The 16,340-nt window shown below is 55.1% G+C and carries 16 protein-coding genes; 9 read left to right on the top strand and 7 right to left on the bottom strand.

Annotated features, from left to right (window positions below):
* Window positions 1-35 precede the first annotated feature (35 nt).
* Complete coding sequence (locus WCK51_00405) at window positions 36-1,658, top strand: CTP synthase (GenBank protein MEI7575326.1); 1,623 nt, start codon at window positions 36-38, stop codon at window positions 1,656-1,658.
* On the opposite strand, the gene WCK51_00400 is transcribed toward WCK51_00405, so the two are convergent.
* Window positions 1,659-2,375: a GNAT family N-acetyltransferase gene (locus WCK51_00400; protein MEI7575325.1), complete on the bottom strand. Its 717-nt coding sequence runs from the start codon at window positions 2,373-2,375 to the stop codon at window positions 1,659-1,661.
* The gene (locus WCK51_00395) at window positions 2,372-2,800 is read right to left on the bottom strand and encodes a cupin domain-containing protein (GenBank protein ID MEI7575324.1); all 429 of its coding nucleotides are present in this window, start codon (window positions 2,798-2,800) and stop codon (window positions 2,372-2,374) included. The genes WCK51_00400 and WCK51_00395 overlap by 4 nt, the downstream gene beginning before the upstream one ends.
* A gap of 314 nt (window positions 2,801-3,114) precedes the next feature.
* On the opposite strand from WCK51_00395, the gene WCK51_00390 reads away from it, so the two are divergent.
* Entirely contained in the window at window positions 3,115-3,747 is a 633-nt protein-coding gene (locus tag WCK51_00390) for a carbonic anhydrase (GenBank protein ID MEI7575323.1), read from the top strand.
* Here the strand turns inward: WCK51_00390 and glpX are convergent.
* Together glpX and cysS are read right to left on the bottom strand one after the other, a co-directional pair.
* Window positions 3,744-4,727, bottom strand: a complete 984-nt coding sequence (glpX, locus tag WCK51_00385; GenBank protein MEI7575322.1) for a class II fructose-bisphosphatase — start codon at window positions 4,725-4,727, stop codon at window positions 3,744-3,746. The two genes, WCK51_00390 and glpX, sit on opposite strands and share 4 nt — an antisense overlap.
* 81 nt (window positions 4,728-4,808) lie before the next feature.
* Window positions 4,809-6,278, bottom strand: a complete 1,470-nt coding sequence (cysS, locus tag WCK51_00380) for a cysteine--tRNA ligase (protein ID MEI7575321.1) — start codon at window positions 6,276-6,278, stop codon at window positions 4,809-4,811.
* A gap of 38 nt (window positions 6,279-6,316) precedes the next feature.
* Here cysS and WCK51_00375 point away from each other — a divergent pair, with 38 nt between their 5' ends.
* Window positions 6,317-6,763, top strand: coding sequence for a thioredoxin family protein (locus tag WCK51_00375; GenBank protein MEI7575320.1), 447 nt, complete (start codon window positions 6,317-6,319; stop codon window positions 6,761-6,763).
* Here WCK51_00375 and WCK51_00370 read toward each other — a convergent pair.
* Window positions 6,760-7,473: a prepilin-type N-terminal cleavage/methylation domain-containing protein gene (locus tag WCK51_00370; protein ID MEI7575319.1), complete on the bottom strand. Its 714-nt coding sequence runs from the start codon at window positions 7,471-7,473 to the stop codon at window positions 6,760-6,762. The two genes, WCK51_00375 and WCK51_00370, sit on opposite strands and share 4 nt — an antisense overlap.
* 69 nt (window positions 7,474-7,542) lie before the next feature.
* On the opposite strand from WCK51_00370, the gene WCK51_00365 reads away from it, so the two are divergent.
* On the top strand, window positions 7,543-7,815 hold the full coding sequence (locus WCK51_00365; GenBank protein ID MEI7575318.1) for a metal-sensitive transcriptional regulator: 273 nt from the start codon (window positions 7,543-7,545) through the stop codon (window positions 7,813-7,815).
* Window positions 7,816-7,831: 16 nt separating this feature from the next.
* Window positions 7,832-8,137 (top strand): hypothetical protein, encoded by a 306-nt coding sequence (locus WCK51_00360; GenBank protein MEI7575317.1) that lies wholly within the window; start codon window positions 7,832-7,834, stop codon window positions 8,135-8,137.
* A gap of 18 nt (window positions 8,138-8,155) precedes the next feature.
* Here WCK51_00360 and WCK51_00355 read toward each other — a convergent pair whose 3' ends face one another.
* Entirely contained in the window at window positions 8,156-9,343 is a 1,188-nt protein-coding gene (locus tag WCK51_00355; GenBank protein ID MEI7575316.1) for an ATP-binding protein, read from the bottom strand.
* Between the two features lie 169 nt (window positions 9,344-9,512).
* Between WCK51_00355 and WCK51_00350 the strand changes: the two genes are divergently transcribed.
* From WCK51_00350 to WCK51_00335, 4 genes are read left to right on the top strand one after another with little or no spacing between them, the layout of a single operon-like run.
* Window positions 9,513-10,478 carry an endonuclease/exonuclease/phosphatase family protein gene (locus WCK51_00350; GenBank protein MEI7575315.1) on the top strand — a complete coding sequence of 322 codons (966 nt, stop codon included), beginning with the start codon at window positions 9,513-9,515 and terminating at the stop codon, window positions 10,476-10,478.
* Between the two features lie 45 nt (window positions 10,479-10,523).
* Entirely contained in the window at window positions 10,524-11,351 is an 828-nt protein-coding gene (locus tag WCK51_00345) for an aldolase (protein MEI7575314.1), read from the top strand.
* Entirely contained in the window at window positions 11,348-12,469 is a 1,122-nt protein-coding gene (locus WCK51_00340) for a Gfo/Idh/MocA family oxidoreductase (protein ID MEI7575313.1), read from the top strand. Before WCK51_00345 ends, WCK51_00340 begins: the two co-directional genes overlap by 4 nt.
* Window positions 12,466-13,404, top strand: a complete 939-nt coding sequence (locus WCK51_00335; protein MEI7575312.1) for a carbohydrate kinase family protein — start codon at window positions 12,466-12,468, stop codon at window positions 13,402-13,404. Before WCK51_00340 ends, WCK51_00335 begins: the two co-directional genes overlap by 4 nt.
* A 127-nt stretch (window positions 13,405-13,531) precedes the next feature.
* On the opposite strand, the gene lepA is transcribed toward WCK51_00335, so the two are convergent.
* The gene (gene lepA, locus WCK51_00330) at window positions 13,532-15,328 is read right to left on the bottom strand and encodes a translation elongation factor 4 (GenBank protein MEI7575311.1); all 1,797 of its coding nucleotides are present in this window, start codon (window positions 15,326-15,328) and stop codon (window positions 13,532-13,534) included.
* Window positions 15,329-16,340: the final 1,012 nt, after the last annotated feature.

Below are 16,340 nucleotides of genomic sequence, written 5' to 3'. Positions count from 1 at the left end.
CGTCATCCTTTTTGGGGTTTTACCAAAAGGTCAAAATGGCGACGAAATATATCTTTGTAACGGGCGGAGTTGTGAGCGGGATTGGCAAAGGAGTCGCCACCGCAAGCCTAGGAAGGCTTCTCCGAAACCGTGGCTTCACCGTCGCCCCCATCAAACTTGACCCCTACATCAACGTCGACGCTGGAACAATGAACCCTTTCCAGCACGGCGAAGTCTTTGTTACCGAAGACGGTGCCGAAACCGACCTCGACCTTGGCCACTACGAGCGCTTTATGGACGTCAACTGCTCCAAAGGCAGCAGCGTCACCACCGGAAAGGTCTACAAAAACGTCATCGAAGCCGAGCGCCGCGGTGACTACCTGGGAGGCACAGTCCAGGTCATCCCCCACGTCACCAACGAAATCAAGGCGTTGGTCCAGAAGGTCGCTGTCGAGCAAGAAGCCGATGTCGTCATCGCAGAAATCGGTGGAACCGTTGGCGACATCGAAAGCCTTCCGTTCCTCGAAGCCATTCGTCAAATGCGAACCGACCTCGGCTACGAAAACACGATGTACGTGCACGTCACTATGGTCCCCACCGTCGGGCCGTGGCACGAAGTCAAAACTAAACCCACCCAGCACTCCGTCTACAAACTGAGAGAAATCGGTATCGCACCCGACGTCCTCGTCTGCCGCTGCGAAGTCAAGATGGAAATCGACGTGATCGAGAAGATCAGTCTGTTCTGCGGAGTCCCTAAGGAAGCCGTTATCCAGTCTCAGAATCTCGACACGGTGTACGAAGTTCCGCTGATGTACGAAGACCTCGGCCTGGGAGAATTCGTTTCCAAACGCCTCGGTCTTGAGCATCGACCGGATCAGATGGAAGAATGGCGCAAGCTCGTCGGAACACTCAAGAACCCGTCCAACGATGTCACGATCGCGGTGGTTGGGAAGTACACCTCCAACGGGGACGCCTACAAGTCCATCGCCGAAGCCCTGGTTCACGCAGGAATTCCGAACGACTGTAAAGTCAACGTCAAATGGATCGAAAGTGACACCTTGGAAGGTGAACTTTCTCCCGAAGACGCCCTTAAAGATATTGATGGCCTCGTTGTCGGCCCCGGATTCGGAGGTCGCGGAATCGAAGGGAAGATCGAAGCGATTCGCATTGCGCGCGAGAGCGGGATGCCGTTCTTCGGGATCTGCCTCGGGATGCAGATGGCGGTCATCGAGTACGCCCGTAACATCTGTGGTCTGGTCGGAGCGAACTCTGAAGAAATGCTTCCCAACCCGCCGTATCCGGTCATCCACCTCCTGCCTGAGCAGAAAGATGTAACCGACAAAGGTGCCTCGATGCGCCTCGGCTCGTACCCCTGCAACTTGGTTCACGACACTTTGAGCGCGAAGCTGTACGGTGCGACGCGTATCACAGAGCGGCACCGCCATCGCTACGAGGTCAACAACGACTTCCGCGAAAAGCTCCAGGAGCAAGGAATGATCATCTCGGGAGTTTCGCCTGACTATCGCCTGGTCGAAATGGTCGAAGTGCCCGCTCACCCGTTCTTCGTTGGCACCCAAGCCCACCCCGAGTTCAAGAGCCGACCGAACAGAGCGCATCCCCTCTTCCAAGGGCTGGTCAAGGCTGCCCTTGAGAGTAAGCAAAAGGCTGCTTTGAAGTAGTTACCGCTTTGCTGGACAGAACATCTGGAGAACCGCGATCAACTCGTACCCAACCTTTGGGTAGAGGCGCGCGCCATCGGAGCTGGCGAGTAGCACGCTTGCGGCATCGCCTCGTGTTTTGGCATGGTGCAGTAGCTCTGTCATCAAGGCTCTTCCCATTCCCTTACTCCGATACTCCGGCCTTACCCAGAGACTGGAAACCCAGTTGCTCCCCAGCATCGGGATGTGGGTCACCCACCCGAGATCCTGGTTGCCGTCGTGAATCGCAAACTTTGTGGTCCCTTCCATCAGCTTTCGCTTTTGGGAGGCGGTCTGTGGAATCGTCGCCATGATCTCCTCGGACTCAATCTTGACAATTTCGATCTTCTGAGTGCGGTCTGGGAGAGTATCCAGCCGATGGACATACAACCATTCCGTTGAGATCGCGCGGTAACCCAGACGCTTGTATTCCGACCGAATCGACTCGAAATCCACGTCCGGAGGGTGGATCTCACAGATGAAGTGCCAGCCGAAACCCGCTTCTTCAATTCTGTTGACCGTCTGTGCCGGATCGCCAGAGATCGAAATCACCTCGCGTTTCCGTGCCTTCTTCCGATCCGGAGTGTCCTGCATCACCCAGAGCCAAGGTTCTAGTTGGGTTGGAACATACGGATAAGTCCGGCTCTTTTCTTGACTGAACGCCTGAACAAAAATCTCGACTGCCTTGGGAATTGTCATGGATCGACTCTAACGCTCAGAATTCGCACCGGAAGCGGGGAGCCCGGAGCAGGGCCGTAGGAATGTGGCTCGCCGCTCCAGAACGTCACGCTCTCGCCCTCCGAAAGCTCGATGACGGACTCTCCAATCTCTAGCAGTGCACGACCTTGCATGACAAAGGCAAACTCCTCACCAGGATGAGATCGTTTCTCCGACTGCGCATGAACCTCTAGAATATTCGGCTTGATTGCCCCTCCGTGAAGGCGGGAAGAAAGGTAACAGAATGGGGTTGCGCCGGCGGCGACCGCTTTCTTGCGGCCTTCCTCGGACTGGTCCTGGATCGGCCCCTCATTAAAGTGAGCCAGTCGATACCAACGGTCGTCGGCCTGTCGGTGTACTGAGAATGGATCCGTCGTGCTCTGAGTGATTGAGAGCAAAGACTCCATGCGCAAATGCAAAGCTAATCCAATCTTTTCATAGGTCGAGCGTCTCGAGGTTCGGCCCGCCTCGGCTTGCACTACGGATGTCTTGCTTAATCCCGCTAAGACCGCCATTTGGCGCACAGAAAAGTGATGCCCCAAACGGGCTCGACGTAACCGGTCGCCAACCATCCGTTGTGTCGACTCGTTCCATTCCGCAATCTCTCTCGGCACTGGACTATCTTAGCCTTTTGAAAGTTAAATCTTGCACACTTGTACCGCAATTCATTTAATTTGCTCAAGGAATTCGTCCGGTATCATGAGCAAACCCTCGAGGACACATGCAGAACCCTTCCGAACTCCTGGCCGCCAATCACGAATGGGTTCAGAAAAAGCTAAGCGTCTCCCCCAAATTCTTCGAAGACCTTTCGCACGATCAGCAGCCGGAGTTTCTCTGGATCGGTTGTTCGGATAGCCGGGTTCCGGCCGAAGAAGTCACTGGAGCCTCCCCGGGCCAGCTTTTTGTTCACCGAAACGTGGCTAACTTGGTGATCCATACCGACTTCAACATGCTCGCGGTATTGCAGTACGCGGTTGAGGTTCTGAAGGTTCGTCACATTATCGTCTGTGGTCACTATGGGTGTGGCGGCGTGATGAATGCGATGTCGAATAAGGATCTTGGGTTGATCAACAAGTGGCTCCGGCATATCAAAGATGTCTATCGGCTCCACCAACACGAACTCGACCGTCTCATCACTAGCACTGGGAAATATGATCGGCTTGTCGAGCTGAACGTGATTGAACAGGTTAAGCACGTGGTCGAAACCTCGATCATCCAGAAAAGCTGGGCAACCATCGGACTCCCCGAAGTTCATGGCTGGGTTTACGATATGCGCACCGGACTTCTCAAAGAGCTTGTCAATTATGATCGCAACAGTCACATCGAGCCGATTTTCCGCTACGACATCGACTAGTATCCGCCAGGAATATCGTCACGACGCTTGATGTTTCGGTGCATCGTCTGGATGCGTCGGATCGTTCCAGTTTTGCTCCGCATCAGGATGCTCTCCGTTAGCGCGAAGTCGCGTCGGTATCGGACACCTTTCAGCATGTCTCCGGATGTAATTCCGGTGGCGCAAAACTGGACGTGCCCACTCGCCAAATCTGTCGTCGTCATGATCCGATCCACATCGCCCTGGATCATGCCAACCGCCCGCTCGCGTTCCTCGGGAGACGACCACAGGAACTTCGCCTGCATCTCGCCGCCGTAGCAGAGAGCCGCTGCAGCCGAAATGACGCCCTCTGGTGCGCCGCCTGAGCCCATCAAGGCATCCACACCGGAATCCGGGTCAAGGGCGGCCAAGGCTACCGAAAGATCTCCATCGGAAATGAGGTGCACGCGGGCTCCCGTCTCGCGAATTTCTTCGATCAGCGTGCGGTGCCGGTCTCGGTCGAGAATCCCTATGGTGACTTCTTCAACACTCTTTCCCAGAGCTTTGCTCATCAAGCGAATGTTCACCTTCGCGGGAACCGAGATGTCGACGATTCCTTTGCACTCGGGGCCGACGACCAGCTTGTCCATGTAGCAGTCGGGCGCATGGAGCAGGTGCCCTTCGCCTTTGATTGTTCCAGCGAGAACGGCGATCGCATTCGGCATTCCGTTGGCGCAGAGGTTGGTTCCTTCCAGAGGGTCAACAGCGATTTCAACTTCAGGACCATTGCCGGTACCCACAGCTTCGCCGATGTAGAGCATCGGAGCTTCGTCCATCTCACCCTCGCCAATGACGATGGTTCCGGCGATGTTAAGTTCGTTAAGCGCAGAACGCATGCCTTGGCAAGCGGCATCGTCTGCTTCATGTTTCTTGCCTTTGCCAACCCACCGGGCGGCGAGGAGAGCGGCGCGCTCGGTGACGCGCAAAAAATCGAGATGGGGGCTTTTCGGGTTGATGCTCACGGCGTTGTGAAACTCCTACTTGTTCCGACAGCTTTGTCGGAACGGTTTAGTTACTCTAAATGATGCAAGATATGTGCCTAGTTATGCACGGGACCAGCCGACAGTCCCGTCGGGATTATCCGTGAGGACGATCCCTTCTTCGAGAAGCGCATTCCGAATCGCATCGGCTTCGGCCCAATTCTTCGCGGCTTTCGCGGCCCTCCTTGCTTCGATCTGAGCCAGAATCCTAGCTTCGTCAACAGCTGGGAGCGACTGGGTGGGTTCGGGAGCAACCTGGAGTGGTCCAATAATCCCTAGCAGCAGCTCGACTTTTTCTAGGAACGACTTCGCAGACGCGCCACTCGCCGCGTTCAGTGACCCTTCCCGGGTAATCAGCCGGGCCCCCTCTAACGCCTTGGCAATCGCTACCGGCGTGTTCAAGTCCGAGCACATTGCTTCTAATGCGTCGTCAAATAGCCCGCTTAGTTCTTCGCCAAGGGTGTCGGCGCCCTCGCCCGACGCTGCCAAGGCCGCGTCAATCGCCCGTCGGAATCGCTCCAGATTTGTTGCCGCATCGCTGAGACCCTGGTCGGTGAAATTGAATGGCTTCCGGTACACCCCGCCAATTAGCGCAAATCGAATCGCCAAAGGATCGGCTCCATCGGCAACGAGGCCGCGAACGGTGTAAAAATTCCCCGCGCTCTTCGCCATCTTCTGGCCATTCACCTGAAGAAACGCCGTATGAGTCCAGTGGTTGCTGAACGGCTTTCCAGTGAGAGCCTCGCTCTGCGCGATTTCGCACTCGTGGTGCGGAAACTTGTTATCCTCGCCGCCGCTATGCAGGTCAATAGTGTCCCCGAGGTATGCCCGAGCCATCACCGAACACTCGATGTGCCAACCCGGAAAGCCCCATCCATACGGCGAGAACCACTGCATCAGATGTTTGTCGTCCTTCTTCCAGATCGCGAAATCGCTCTGGTCTTTCTTCTCTTCGTCCAGAACGACGTCTCGAACCGCCTTTCGCAGGTTCTCTTGCGTGTTCCCGCTCAGCTTCCCATATTCAGCGAACTTCTCAACAGAGAAGTAAATCCCGCTGTCGGTTTCATAGGCGTAGCCCTTGGCAATCAGCTCTTCTGCCGCAAGAATCTGTTCCCGAACGTGCTGAGTTGCCTTAGGTCGAACATCTGGCTCCAACAGGTTGAGCTGCTTCCAGTCGTCCCGGTAGGCGTCTTCATAAAACTCGGCGAGCTCCCAAACGTTATGGAACTGCTCGCCTTCCTTCGAGCGCAGGGCTTTTTCCATCTTATCTTCGCCTTGGGCGTCGGCAACGTCATCTTCGGTGAGGTGCCCCACGTCCGTGATGTTTGAAACCCAGGTGACCTTCCAACCTAACGAGAGCGCGGTTCGGACCACCAAATCCGCCGTGATAAACGACCGGAAGTTACCGATATGAGCGTAGGAGTAAACCGTCGGTCCACAGGAATAGAAGCGTAGATGGCCTGGCTCCAGCGTCGTCAACGGCTTGACCGAACGCGAGAGCGAATCGTAAAGGCGAAATTGCTTCTCACTCATAAGGGAAACGACAGTTTACTTGGTGCATCATAAGAGGTATGAAACGATCCACTATCGTTCTGCTCTCTGGCATCCTTTTGTCTTCTCTATGCCTTGCCAAGACAGAGTACAGTCACGATCTTGAGAAGGCGAAGAAGGAAGCCGCAAAGACCAGCAAGTTGATTCTTGTTGATTTCTACACGACTTGGTGTGGGCCGTGCAAGCAAATGGACAAGGAAGTCTTCCAAGCTCCGGAAGCTAAGGCGATTTTCAAAGACTTCATCGTCGTGAAACAAGACTGCGAGAAAGAGGGCACCAAGTCATCGCAAAAGTACAAAGTCAGTGCCTACCCGACTCTAGTCGTCATTAACTCAGCTGGCAAGGTCGTCCTCATGACCGTCGGCGGTCTCGACCAGCCGATGATGAAGGAATTCCTGGCCGAAGCAAAGAAAAAGGCGGCCAAGAAGACCGCCCCAAAGCCTGGTTCCGGCAAAAAGAGCGGCTAGAGCGTCTTCTCCACAATCCGGTCCACGTTGTGCATACCTGGTAGTCGATCGTTCACCCGAAGGGTCTGCTCCCAAGGGTAATACTTTGCATGTCCATCTAGGAAGCTGAAGTTGGAGCCCTTGTTATTCCACGGCGTTCTGAAGAGTCTTCCGGTGAACCAGTCTTCCACCGGCTCATCCGAGTGGTCGCTACCCACGTACTTAGTAAGGTCGTCCCAGTCAGGCGTCGTTCTATCCGCCCAAGCGGTGCCCGGCCAGGGATGGTAGTCGGGATGGAAATTCTCGATGTTCCTGACTGCCACGGAGATCTGCTGGGCTGGACTAGAACTGATTGTCATCGACTCGCCGTGCGAGAACAGTCCGTTCAGCGAGTAGTCGGAGTCCGGGGTGATGAGTCCGGTTGCCCCATCGGGGTCAATCACCGGCTTCGCTTTGTAAGCCGGTGTGCGGAATACGTCCTTACTTTTGACGTAAGGGTAAAGCGGCACGAACCACTCAAAATCTGCCTCGTGGTCAACGTACATCGTGTGATCGTCGTTATCTCCGGCATACATGTAGATCGACTTGCCAATCTGGTTCATGTTGCTGAGGTCCGCCGTCTTCTTGGCTGCGGCCTTCGCCTGGGCAAAAACCGGGAAAAGAATCGCCGCGAGAATGGCGATAATGGCAATCACAACCAGAAGCTCGATGAGGGTAAAAGCTCGTCTCATATCAGTAATATATACCATAGGGGGGTAGTGTAAGTTTCTTTAGGCGAACATTTTTGTGATAATTGTTGAGTGAGCAACGACATCTACGCCGACGCCAAAAAGCGTCTCGCCCGCATTTCCGGTCAAGTCGGCGGAATCCAGAAGATGATTGACGAGGAGCGTTACTGCGTCGACGTCCTCACTCAGGTGTCGGCTTTGCGTGCCGCGCTCGACCAACTCGGGCTGCTGCTTCTCACTCACCACATCGAAGACTGTGTCTTCGGCGAGGGTCCTGAGCATCAACTGAGTCCTGAAGAAAAGGCACAAGAGGTGCGAACCACCCTCAACCGCTTCCTCAAGTAGATATAATCTAATAGATATGGCTGACAACCACGAAACACGACCTGCGCTTGAGCAAGATGCTCAGATCGCTCGCACCCTCGGAAGAGTGCTCTTCCTCGTGTTCTCCGTCTTCGGATTTGCCTGCGGAACCATTTTTACAAAGACGCTTAAAGGTGACCTAGCCCTCTACTCGGTCGACGGCGGTCTGCGTGGAATGGGTATCGGCCTCATCATCGCAACGGTCATCAACCTGTACATCTGGTTCGTTTATAGCAAAACGGTCGCTCGCGATATCGAGCACGAATGGTACGGCCCACAAAGCGGTCACCACGATCACCACTAAGATTATTGAAGAGCTCCGCTAGGAGCTCTTCTTCTTTTTGGCCTTGGATTTCTTCTTAACGGTTTCGGGAATCAAACCTTCAAAAGGATCCTCTGAATTCTTCAAAGAATTCATGAGAGCCGATCTTGTCAGCTCTTGTAGCCCTGCAAACGAGTATCCGTTCGTCTGTTCGCCGAGTTTTTGAACTCTGTCAGACGGAACGGTCAGTTGCCACTTGGCAATGACCTCGGAAAGATACTTGGTCCGACTCTCCAGATCTGGATTGTCGAAGAAGATCTTTTCATCGAACCGACTTGGTCGATCTCGAATGGCGACATCGAGCTTGTCCAAGTGGTTCGTCGTGGCGATCGTCATCACGCCGTGAAGCTTTCGGAATCCGTCGAGTTCGTTGAGGAAGTACGATCGGTTTCCTTGGGTGATTAGGGCATCCATGTCCTCTAGAACGACAATCGCCGGACTTGCGAGCCGGGCCCGTTCGTAGATCAGCCGAATGCAATCCTCGGGAGAATCCCACCTAGCATGCAGCGATCGGACGTAGATTGTCGGCAGCTTCAGTTGGTTCACGATCGCCTGAATGGTCTGCGTTTTTCCGTTTCCAGGGGGTCCATGCAGAATCACTCCTCGCTTCCAAGGAATGTTGTGTCGTGAATAAACATCCTTTGCTCCGAAGAACTCGATCACCCCGCGCTGGATCTCAGATCGAATCTGGTCAGTCAGGCAAAGCGACTCAAGTGAACGATTGGAAATATCCTCTCGCAGTTCCTCATCGCGCATGAAGTGTCCATGATCAAAAACAGAAATGGCATCGCTGGAAGCCGAGTACCACGCGCTGACGGTCGCGAAAAACCGCTCGCACAAGGCGAGTGAAGTTCCGGCAACGATCCAGAAGCGAGGTTCGCAGTCGGGCTCAATACACACCAGGCTCAGCTTTTCGCCTCGCCAGGCAACGTCGAACGCCGCATGCTTCGGTCGCAAACGGACGTGGTTGTCGCTCCACTGCGCGAGCCAGAGGCCCGTCACATCGTTACGGACGTGAAGTTCGCATCCGCCGGAAGCGGCATATTCAGCTGGATTGAATGCATAATCCTCGGTTTTGAGGATCGCAAGGTCGTGGGCGGCGGTGCTCACTCGTTCGCCGAGTTCGTACACCATCGCCAAGTCAGGGAGGGTCAATGCCTCCGAAAAAAGGTCTTTGGGAAGTCGCATATTGCTTGTTTTGTAGTCTTTGGTTTACGTCGAAGCGGTTGAGCGTTTGCGCTCAAGGAGGTTCTCTTACGAGAAGGACAGGCTTCGGCGGATTACAAGCATCGCGAGAGTATTAAGACATAGTCAACACCGACTTGTCAATTAGTTTCTAAAGTTGTACAGTGGTCTTATGTTTCACGGTAACGTCTCTTCGGATATCGCGATCGGACTAACAAAAGTCCGAGAACTGATCGCAGCCGCAAAAATTCCGCCTTCGAAACTGGATGAGTCGATTAACATCGCCACCTGGAACATTCGTGAATTTGGCAAGCAAAAGCGCAAACAAGCCTCGATCCACTATATCGCGGAGATAATCGGTCAGTTCGATCTAGTCAGCGTGATCGAGCTTAGAGATAACCTTTCGGACCTTGCGCGGGTTTTAGAGATTCTCGGTCCCTACTGGAAGTGTGTTTACTCTGACATGATTCCCGACGCCGGAGGAAATCGCGAACGTCTTGCGTTCGTCTACGACGAACGCGCGGTTCAATTCACCGGACTCGCTGCCGAAGTCAGCCCCCCTAGGCAGAAAAAAGGTTTTGAGTATGTTTCAGAAAAGTCGTTCTGGCGAGCTCCGTACATGGCCTCCTTTCAGTCTGGAAACTTCGACTTCGTTGTCCTGATCTCCCACATCCGCTGGGGAGACAGCATTGACGCCCGCGCTGACGAGCTTGGGCGTCTAGCGGACTGGATCGAAGCGAAAAGGCTTGAAAAATCAAAGGAGGATAAAGACCTCATTGTGATGGGCGACTTCAACATCGATGACAATACTGGAAAGCTGTTCAAGGCAATCACCAAGTGGGGCCTTCGAATCCCTACTGCCCTCCAACAAGAAGAGTTCGGCACGAACCTCAAGAAGGACAAGCGTTATGACCAGATTCTTCACCATCCCATATACTCGGAGAACTTCACGAAAAAGGGCGGAATCCTCGACTTCTTCCAAGATGAATCAACCATTCCGGTGCTGTTCGCAGGAGGCATGAGCAAGGAGGACTACACCTACCAGATGTCGGACCACCTGCCTCTTTGGATCCAAGTGAACGTGGATATTGATCAGCACCAACTCGACGCGATCATCCAAAAGCGCAAGCCGACATGATTGATACTGGCGAAGTAAGGTGCTTCAGAGTAAGATCGTAGCATCGTGCACAAGCCCCGCCTGAATCGACTCTTCGCCGCCGATGGTAAGTGCTTCGACGTCGCCATCGACCACGGTTTCTTCAACGAGCTTTCCTTCCTTAGTGGGATAGAAGATATTTGCAAGGCCATAGAAACGGTGGTCGCCGCGGCCCCGGACGCCGTGCAGCTTCCACCGGGCACCGCTCCGATCTTGCAGAATATGAAGGGCCAGAAGCCTGCCCTCGTTCTCCGAACCGACGTCGCGAATGTCTATGGAAACGCGCTACCAAGAACGCTGATGAGCGAGCTTGTCGCCGACGCGGTTGACCAAGCCGTCCGCCTCGATGCCGCTTGCGTTGTCGTCAATCTTTTGCTCCTTCCGGATCAACCCGAGCTCCACCGAGATTGCGTCCGAAATGTCAACCAGCTCAAATCCCAAGCCGACCGGGCGGGAATGCCCTTGATGGTTGAGCCGCTCGTCATGCAGTCGAACGAAAAAGCAGGCGGCTACATGGTCGACGGAGACATCAACAAAATCCGCCCGCTCGTCCGCCAAGCCGTCGAGCTAGGTGCCGACATCATCAAAGCCGACCCGACGGAGGATGTCAGTGATTATCACAAAGTCATTGAAGTTGCCTCCGGCATCCCCGTCCTTGTCCGAGGCGGCGGCCGTGCGAGCGACGAGGAAATCCTGCAGCGAACGAAGGATCTGATGGACCAAGGTGCGAAGGGAATCGTTTACGGTCGCAACGTGATCCAACACCCTAACCCCGCCGGAATGACACGAGCATTGATGGGAATCGTTCACCAAGATTGGACTCCCCAGCGAGCCGCCGAAGAGCTGAAACAATGAGAGAGATCAAGTTCGGAGTGATCGGGTGCGGGCTCATGGGGCGCGAGTTCGCGAGTGCAGCAGCACGCTGGATGCATCTGCTGGCGATGCCAGCGAAGCCAGTCATCGTCGCCGTCTCCGACGTCAACCCAACTGCGATGGAGTGGTTCGCCGCTCACCATCCCGGAATCAAAACAACGACAAACTACCACGATCTGCTTGCGGACCCAGCCATCGAAGCCATTTACTGCGCTGTCCCGCACAACATGCACGAGCAGATCTACATCGACTGCATCCGAGCAGGGAAGCATCTGTTCGCCGAGAAGCCTTTCGGAATTGACTTATCTGCCGCCGAGAAAATCATCCAGGCCATCAAAAAAAGCCCGCAAACGATCGTGCGCTGCTCCAGCGAGTTCCCCTTCTTTCCCGCCGCCCAACGTATAGTCCAAATGGTCGAACTGAACGCCTTCGGCCAAATTATGGAACTCCGAGCCGGCTTCTGCCATAGCAGCGATCTCGATCCGAACAAGCCAATCAACTGGAAGCGCAAGGCCGAAACCAATGGCGAATACGGCTGCATGGGAGACCTCGGACTCCACGTCCTCCATCTGCCCCTGCGCTTCGGATTCCAGGCGAAAAACGTCCGCGCTCTGCTCACCAACATCTTCCCAACCCGCCCAAACGGCGCAGGGAATCAAGAACCTTGCGACACCTGGGACAACGCCATCCTGGCCTGCGAGACCCACCAAGGCTTCCCGATGATTCTCGAAACTAAGCGGGTCTCCCCCGGCGACACCGACTCCTGGTACATCAAGATTCTGGGAACCAAAAACAGTGCGGAGTTCAACACCAAGCACCCAAAAACCCTGCGAACAATGCCCTACCAACCCGGCGGAAAACAAGCCTGGCAGGAAGAAGACCTCGGCTACTCGTCCGCCTACCCCACTATTACCGGACCTATTTTCGAATTCGGATTCCCCGGTGCGATCCTTCAAATGTGGGCGGCGTTCATCGACGAGCTCGCCGGAAACAAGCCCAAATTCCAATGCGCTACCCCCGACGAAGCCCTCGCGAGTCACCACCTCTTCACCGCCGCGCTCGAATCTCAGCGCACCGGTCAAACGGTGACCCTCAAATGAGTCGTGTCATCGTCGCTGGTCACCTCTGCCTAGACATCATCCCCACCTTCCTCACCGACAACCCCGCCGAACCGGGTCAGCTTGTCGACACCGGCGAATCAATTCTCTCCACCGGCGGAGCCGTCTCTAACGTCGGCCTCGCGCTCCATAAACTCGGAGCCGAGGTCACGCTGGTCGCGCGAATTGGAGAAGACGCCTTCGGAAACGCAATTCGAGAAAGAATGCAAGGCCTCGATCAGTACCTGATCCGAACCCCCCACGGCCAAACTTCCCACTCGATCGTCATCAGCCAGCCTGGCCGAGACCGCACCTTCCTCCACCACGCCGGAACCAACCACCTTTTCGGATCGGGCGATCTTGACTTCACAAACCTCCCGAAAGCTGACTGGTTACACTTCGGCTACCCGCCACTCATGCGCCGAATGTACGCCGACGGCGGCGATGAACTCGCCGACATCTTCCGCCGCGCCAAAGCGGCGGGGCTAAGAACTTCCCTCGACATGAGCCAGCCCGACTGGAAAGGCGAATCCGGCAAAGCCCACTGGCCCAGCATTCTCAAAAAAGTGCTCCCCCACGTCGACTTCTTCATGCCCAGCGAGGGAGAAGCCCACGCCGTCACGGACTCCAACAACCCCCTCGAAGCGGCCTTCAAGCTCGGCGCAAACCAGCTCATCCTCAAGTGCGGCGGAGATGGCCTGTTCTGGTGGGACGGCAAAAAAGGCCACCGCCAACCCATCTTCCCCGTCGAAGTCGTCGGAACCACCGGCAGCGGCGACGCCACCATCGCTGGCTTCATCTTCGGAATGACCAACGGCTACTCCATCGAAGAAAGCATGAGAATCGGCTGCGCGGTGGGAGCCTGTTGCTGCGAGGCGGCGGATGCAGTCAGCGGTGTGACGAGCTGGGAAGTCACTCGCAAACGCTTTGAACTCTAATTTGGAGTGCGGTCGCTCGCGCCCGCTTTGAATGTGCCGAGCTTGCTCGGCTCTATCTCGCAATCTGCCGCACCAGCCGCGACAAGTCGCTGGAACTCAAAACGGGCGCAAGCGTCCGCACTCCAAACTACTCTGCAACCTTCAGAACGCTAAGGAACGCTTCCTGAGGAAGCTCAACCGAGCCGATTTGCTTCATGCGTTTCTTACCTTCTTTCTGCTTCTCGAGAAGCTTGCGCTTACGCGAAATGTCGCCGCCGTAGCACTTGGCAATGACGTTCTTTCGGAACGGCTTAATGGTGTCCGCTGCAATCACTTTCGCCCCGATCGCCGCCTGAACTCGGACTTCGAACTGCTGGCGAGGAACGACTTTTCGAAGCTGTTCGACCACCGCGCGTCCCCGGTTGTACGAGAAGGACTTATGAACAATGAACGAAAGAGCGTCGACAATATCGCCGTTCAAAAGGATATCAAGCTTCACCAACTCCGAAGCCGTGTACTCGTCTGGATCATAGTCGAAAGAGGCGTAGCCGCGAGTGTTCGACTTCAGCTTATCGAAGAAGTCGAGCAAGATCTCGCCCATCGGAAGCGTGTAGTACAAGATCACGCGTTGGGGAGTCGGGTACTCCGTCTTAGTATAGATCCCGCGCCTTTCTTGGCAAAGCGTCATCACCGCGCCAACGTACTCGTTGGGCACCATGATCGTCGCCTTAACCGTCGGCTCCTCGATCGCCAAAATCTCGTTCGCGTCCGGAAATTCGCTGGGGTTCGAGATGTGCTCAACGTCGCCGTTCTTCTTATGAACGATGTAGTCCACGCTTGGCGCGGTGAGAATGAGGTCGAGATTGAACTCGCGCTCTAGCCGCTCGCGAGCGATGTCCATGTGCAGCAAGCCAAGGAATCCGCAGCGGAACCCGAACCCGAGCGCGGCCGATGTTTCGGGTTCAAATTGCAGCGAGGCGTCGTTCAGTTGGAGCTTCGCAATCGCATCCCGGAGGTCTTCGTACTGATCCCCGTCCGACGGGTAAAGGCCGCAGAAGACCATTGACAGAGCTTTCCGGTAACCCGGCAGAGGTTCCGAAGCACCTTCATCGCGAGTTGTGACCGTGTCGCCCACCTGGGCGTCGCCAATCGACTTCATCGCTGCGGTAATGTAACCAACTTCTCCAGTGAAAATCCCGTCATTGACCTGCAAACCCGGCCCGAAGTGGCCGGTTGAATCGACCACGAACGTCGATCCGGTGTTCATCATCTTGATGACATCGCCCTTCTTGACCGCTCCGTCGCGAACCCGAACGTAGGCCACCGCGCCCTGGTAGGCGTCGAAGTGGGAATCGTAAATCAAGGCCCGAAGCGGCTTGTCGTCCCGACCATCTGGCGGCGGAATCCGGGCGACAATCGCCTCCAAAATCTCATCAATTCCAATTCCTGCCTTAGCCGAGCACGGAATCGCGTCGGTCGCATCCACTGCAACCGCCATCTCAATCTCTTCCCGCGCCCTTTCAACGTCCGCGTGAGGAAGGTCAATCTTGTTGATCACCGGAACAATCTCCAAGTTCTGGTTCATCGCCATGTTTGCGTTTGCGATGGTCTGTGCCTCAACTCCTTGGCTTGCATCGACAACCAACAAAGCTCCCTCACAAGCTGCAAGTGCCCGCGAAACCTCATAAGTGAAGTCAACGTGCCCCGGAGTGTCGATCAGATTCAGCTCGTACTCAAGCCCATCTTTAGCGATGTAAAGCAGCCGAACTGCCGCCATCTTGATCGTAATCCCGCGCTCCCTCTCGATGTCCATCGAGTCCAGCATCTGCTCCTGAGCGGTGCCTCGAATCGCGCCACATCGTTCGATGAGGCGGTCGGCAAGGGTGGACTTGCCGTGGTCGATATGCGCGATGATGCAGAAATTGCGGATGCGCGATTGATCCATGCGGGAACCTGATTGTACCCCCGGCGTCCCCGTGGGGTTCCGGATCCTGGCGTGGACGCCGGGGCTACGACAACGCCAACGCAGTCATCACCCGAACCCCGATCTCTAGAGCATCATCGTTGAAGTCAAAGTCTGGCGTATGCAAGCTTGACCTTGGTTCCACGTCCTCAAGAGGCAGACAGCCTATCGAGCAGGAATGCATGCCCTGTGGAGCGATAGAGTGACAACTAGGGACACGAGTCGTATGTGAAGACTTGGTTGGAGGGGAGTTCTCCGGAAAGGAATCTTCGGATACGATCTGGGGTTGTGACCCTACCCTGCACCATAGGAAAGCAACCCTCCTGATTCTGCTCCAGGGCAGCGAGGAGTCTTGTGAACCTATCTATGCGATCCTCACCGCAGTAGAACACTAGAAGGAACATCGTTTCAGTGGAGCTAAAATTCCAGTTTCCAGATGCATCTCGCCGAATGTACAACTCCATCGACGTGGGTTTATGCGGATCACTTACAGTGAACCTATCACTACTGTTTCCTTCACCTTCCAGGATACTAACGACACGCAACTGCGGTGGTTGCTTTGCGGATCGTACATATGACTCGAAAATTCTCGTAGCTGATTGACGTGAAAGCCGAAGCATCCCTTCTGGGCAAGATTCATCGGTGAGTGAAAATGCCTCCGTGTATCGACCAGCATTCACGAATTCAACAAATCGAGTGACATCGTTTCGCCTCCGGGTACGAACATCTCCCCACCGCAAGAACACTGTAACCAGTGTTGCAAGCAAAACGATGCTTACCAGGGTTAAAAACTGTGCTCTCTTAGAAAGTCGATTATTCACAGGCTGGGTCTGCACAGACTGAATCTGGAATAACGCTCCCCGCAGCAGCATTGTTTCCGTTGGTGCAACCTTGACCGTTACAAAAAATGGGGCGACATAGTCGTGCACAGCATCCGCCGCCTGCCGTGCTACAGCAGTTGTATTGGCCGCCTTCTGTTCGGACACATCCTTCA

Source organism: Armatimonadota bacterium (assembly GCA_037138755.1).
Taxonomy (GTDB): Bacteria; Armatimonadota; Fimbriimonadia; order Fimbriimonadales; family Fimbriimonadaceae; genus Fimbriimonas.
This window is presented reverse-complemented; position numbering and strand designations above follow the sequence as displayed.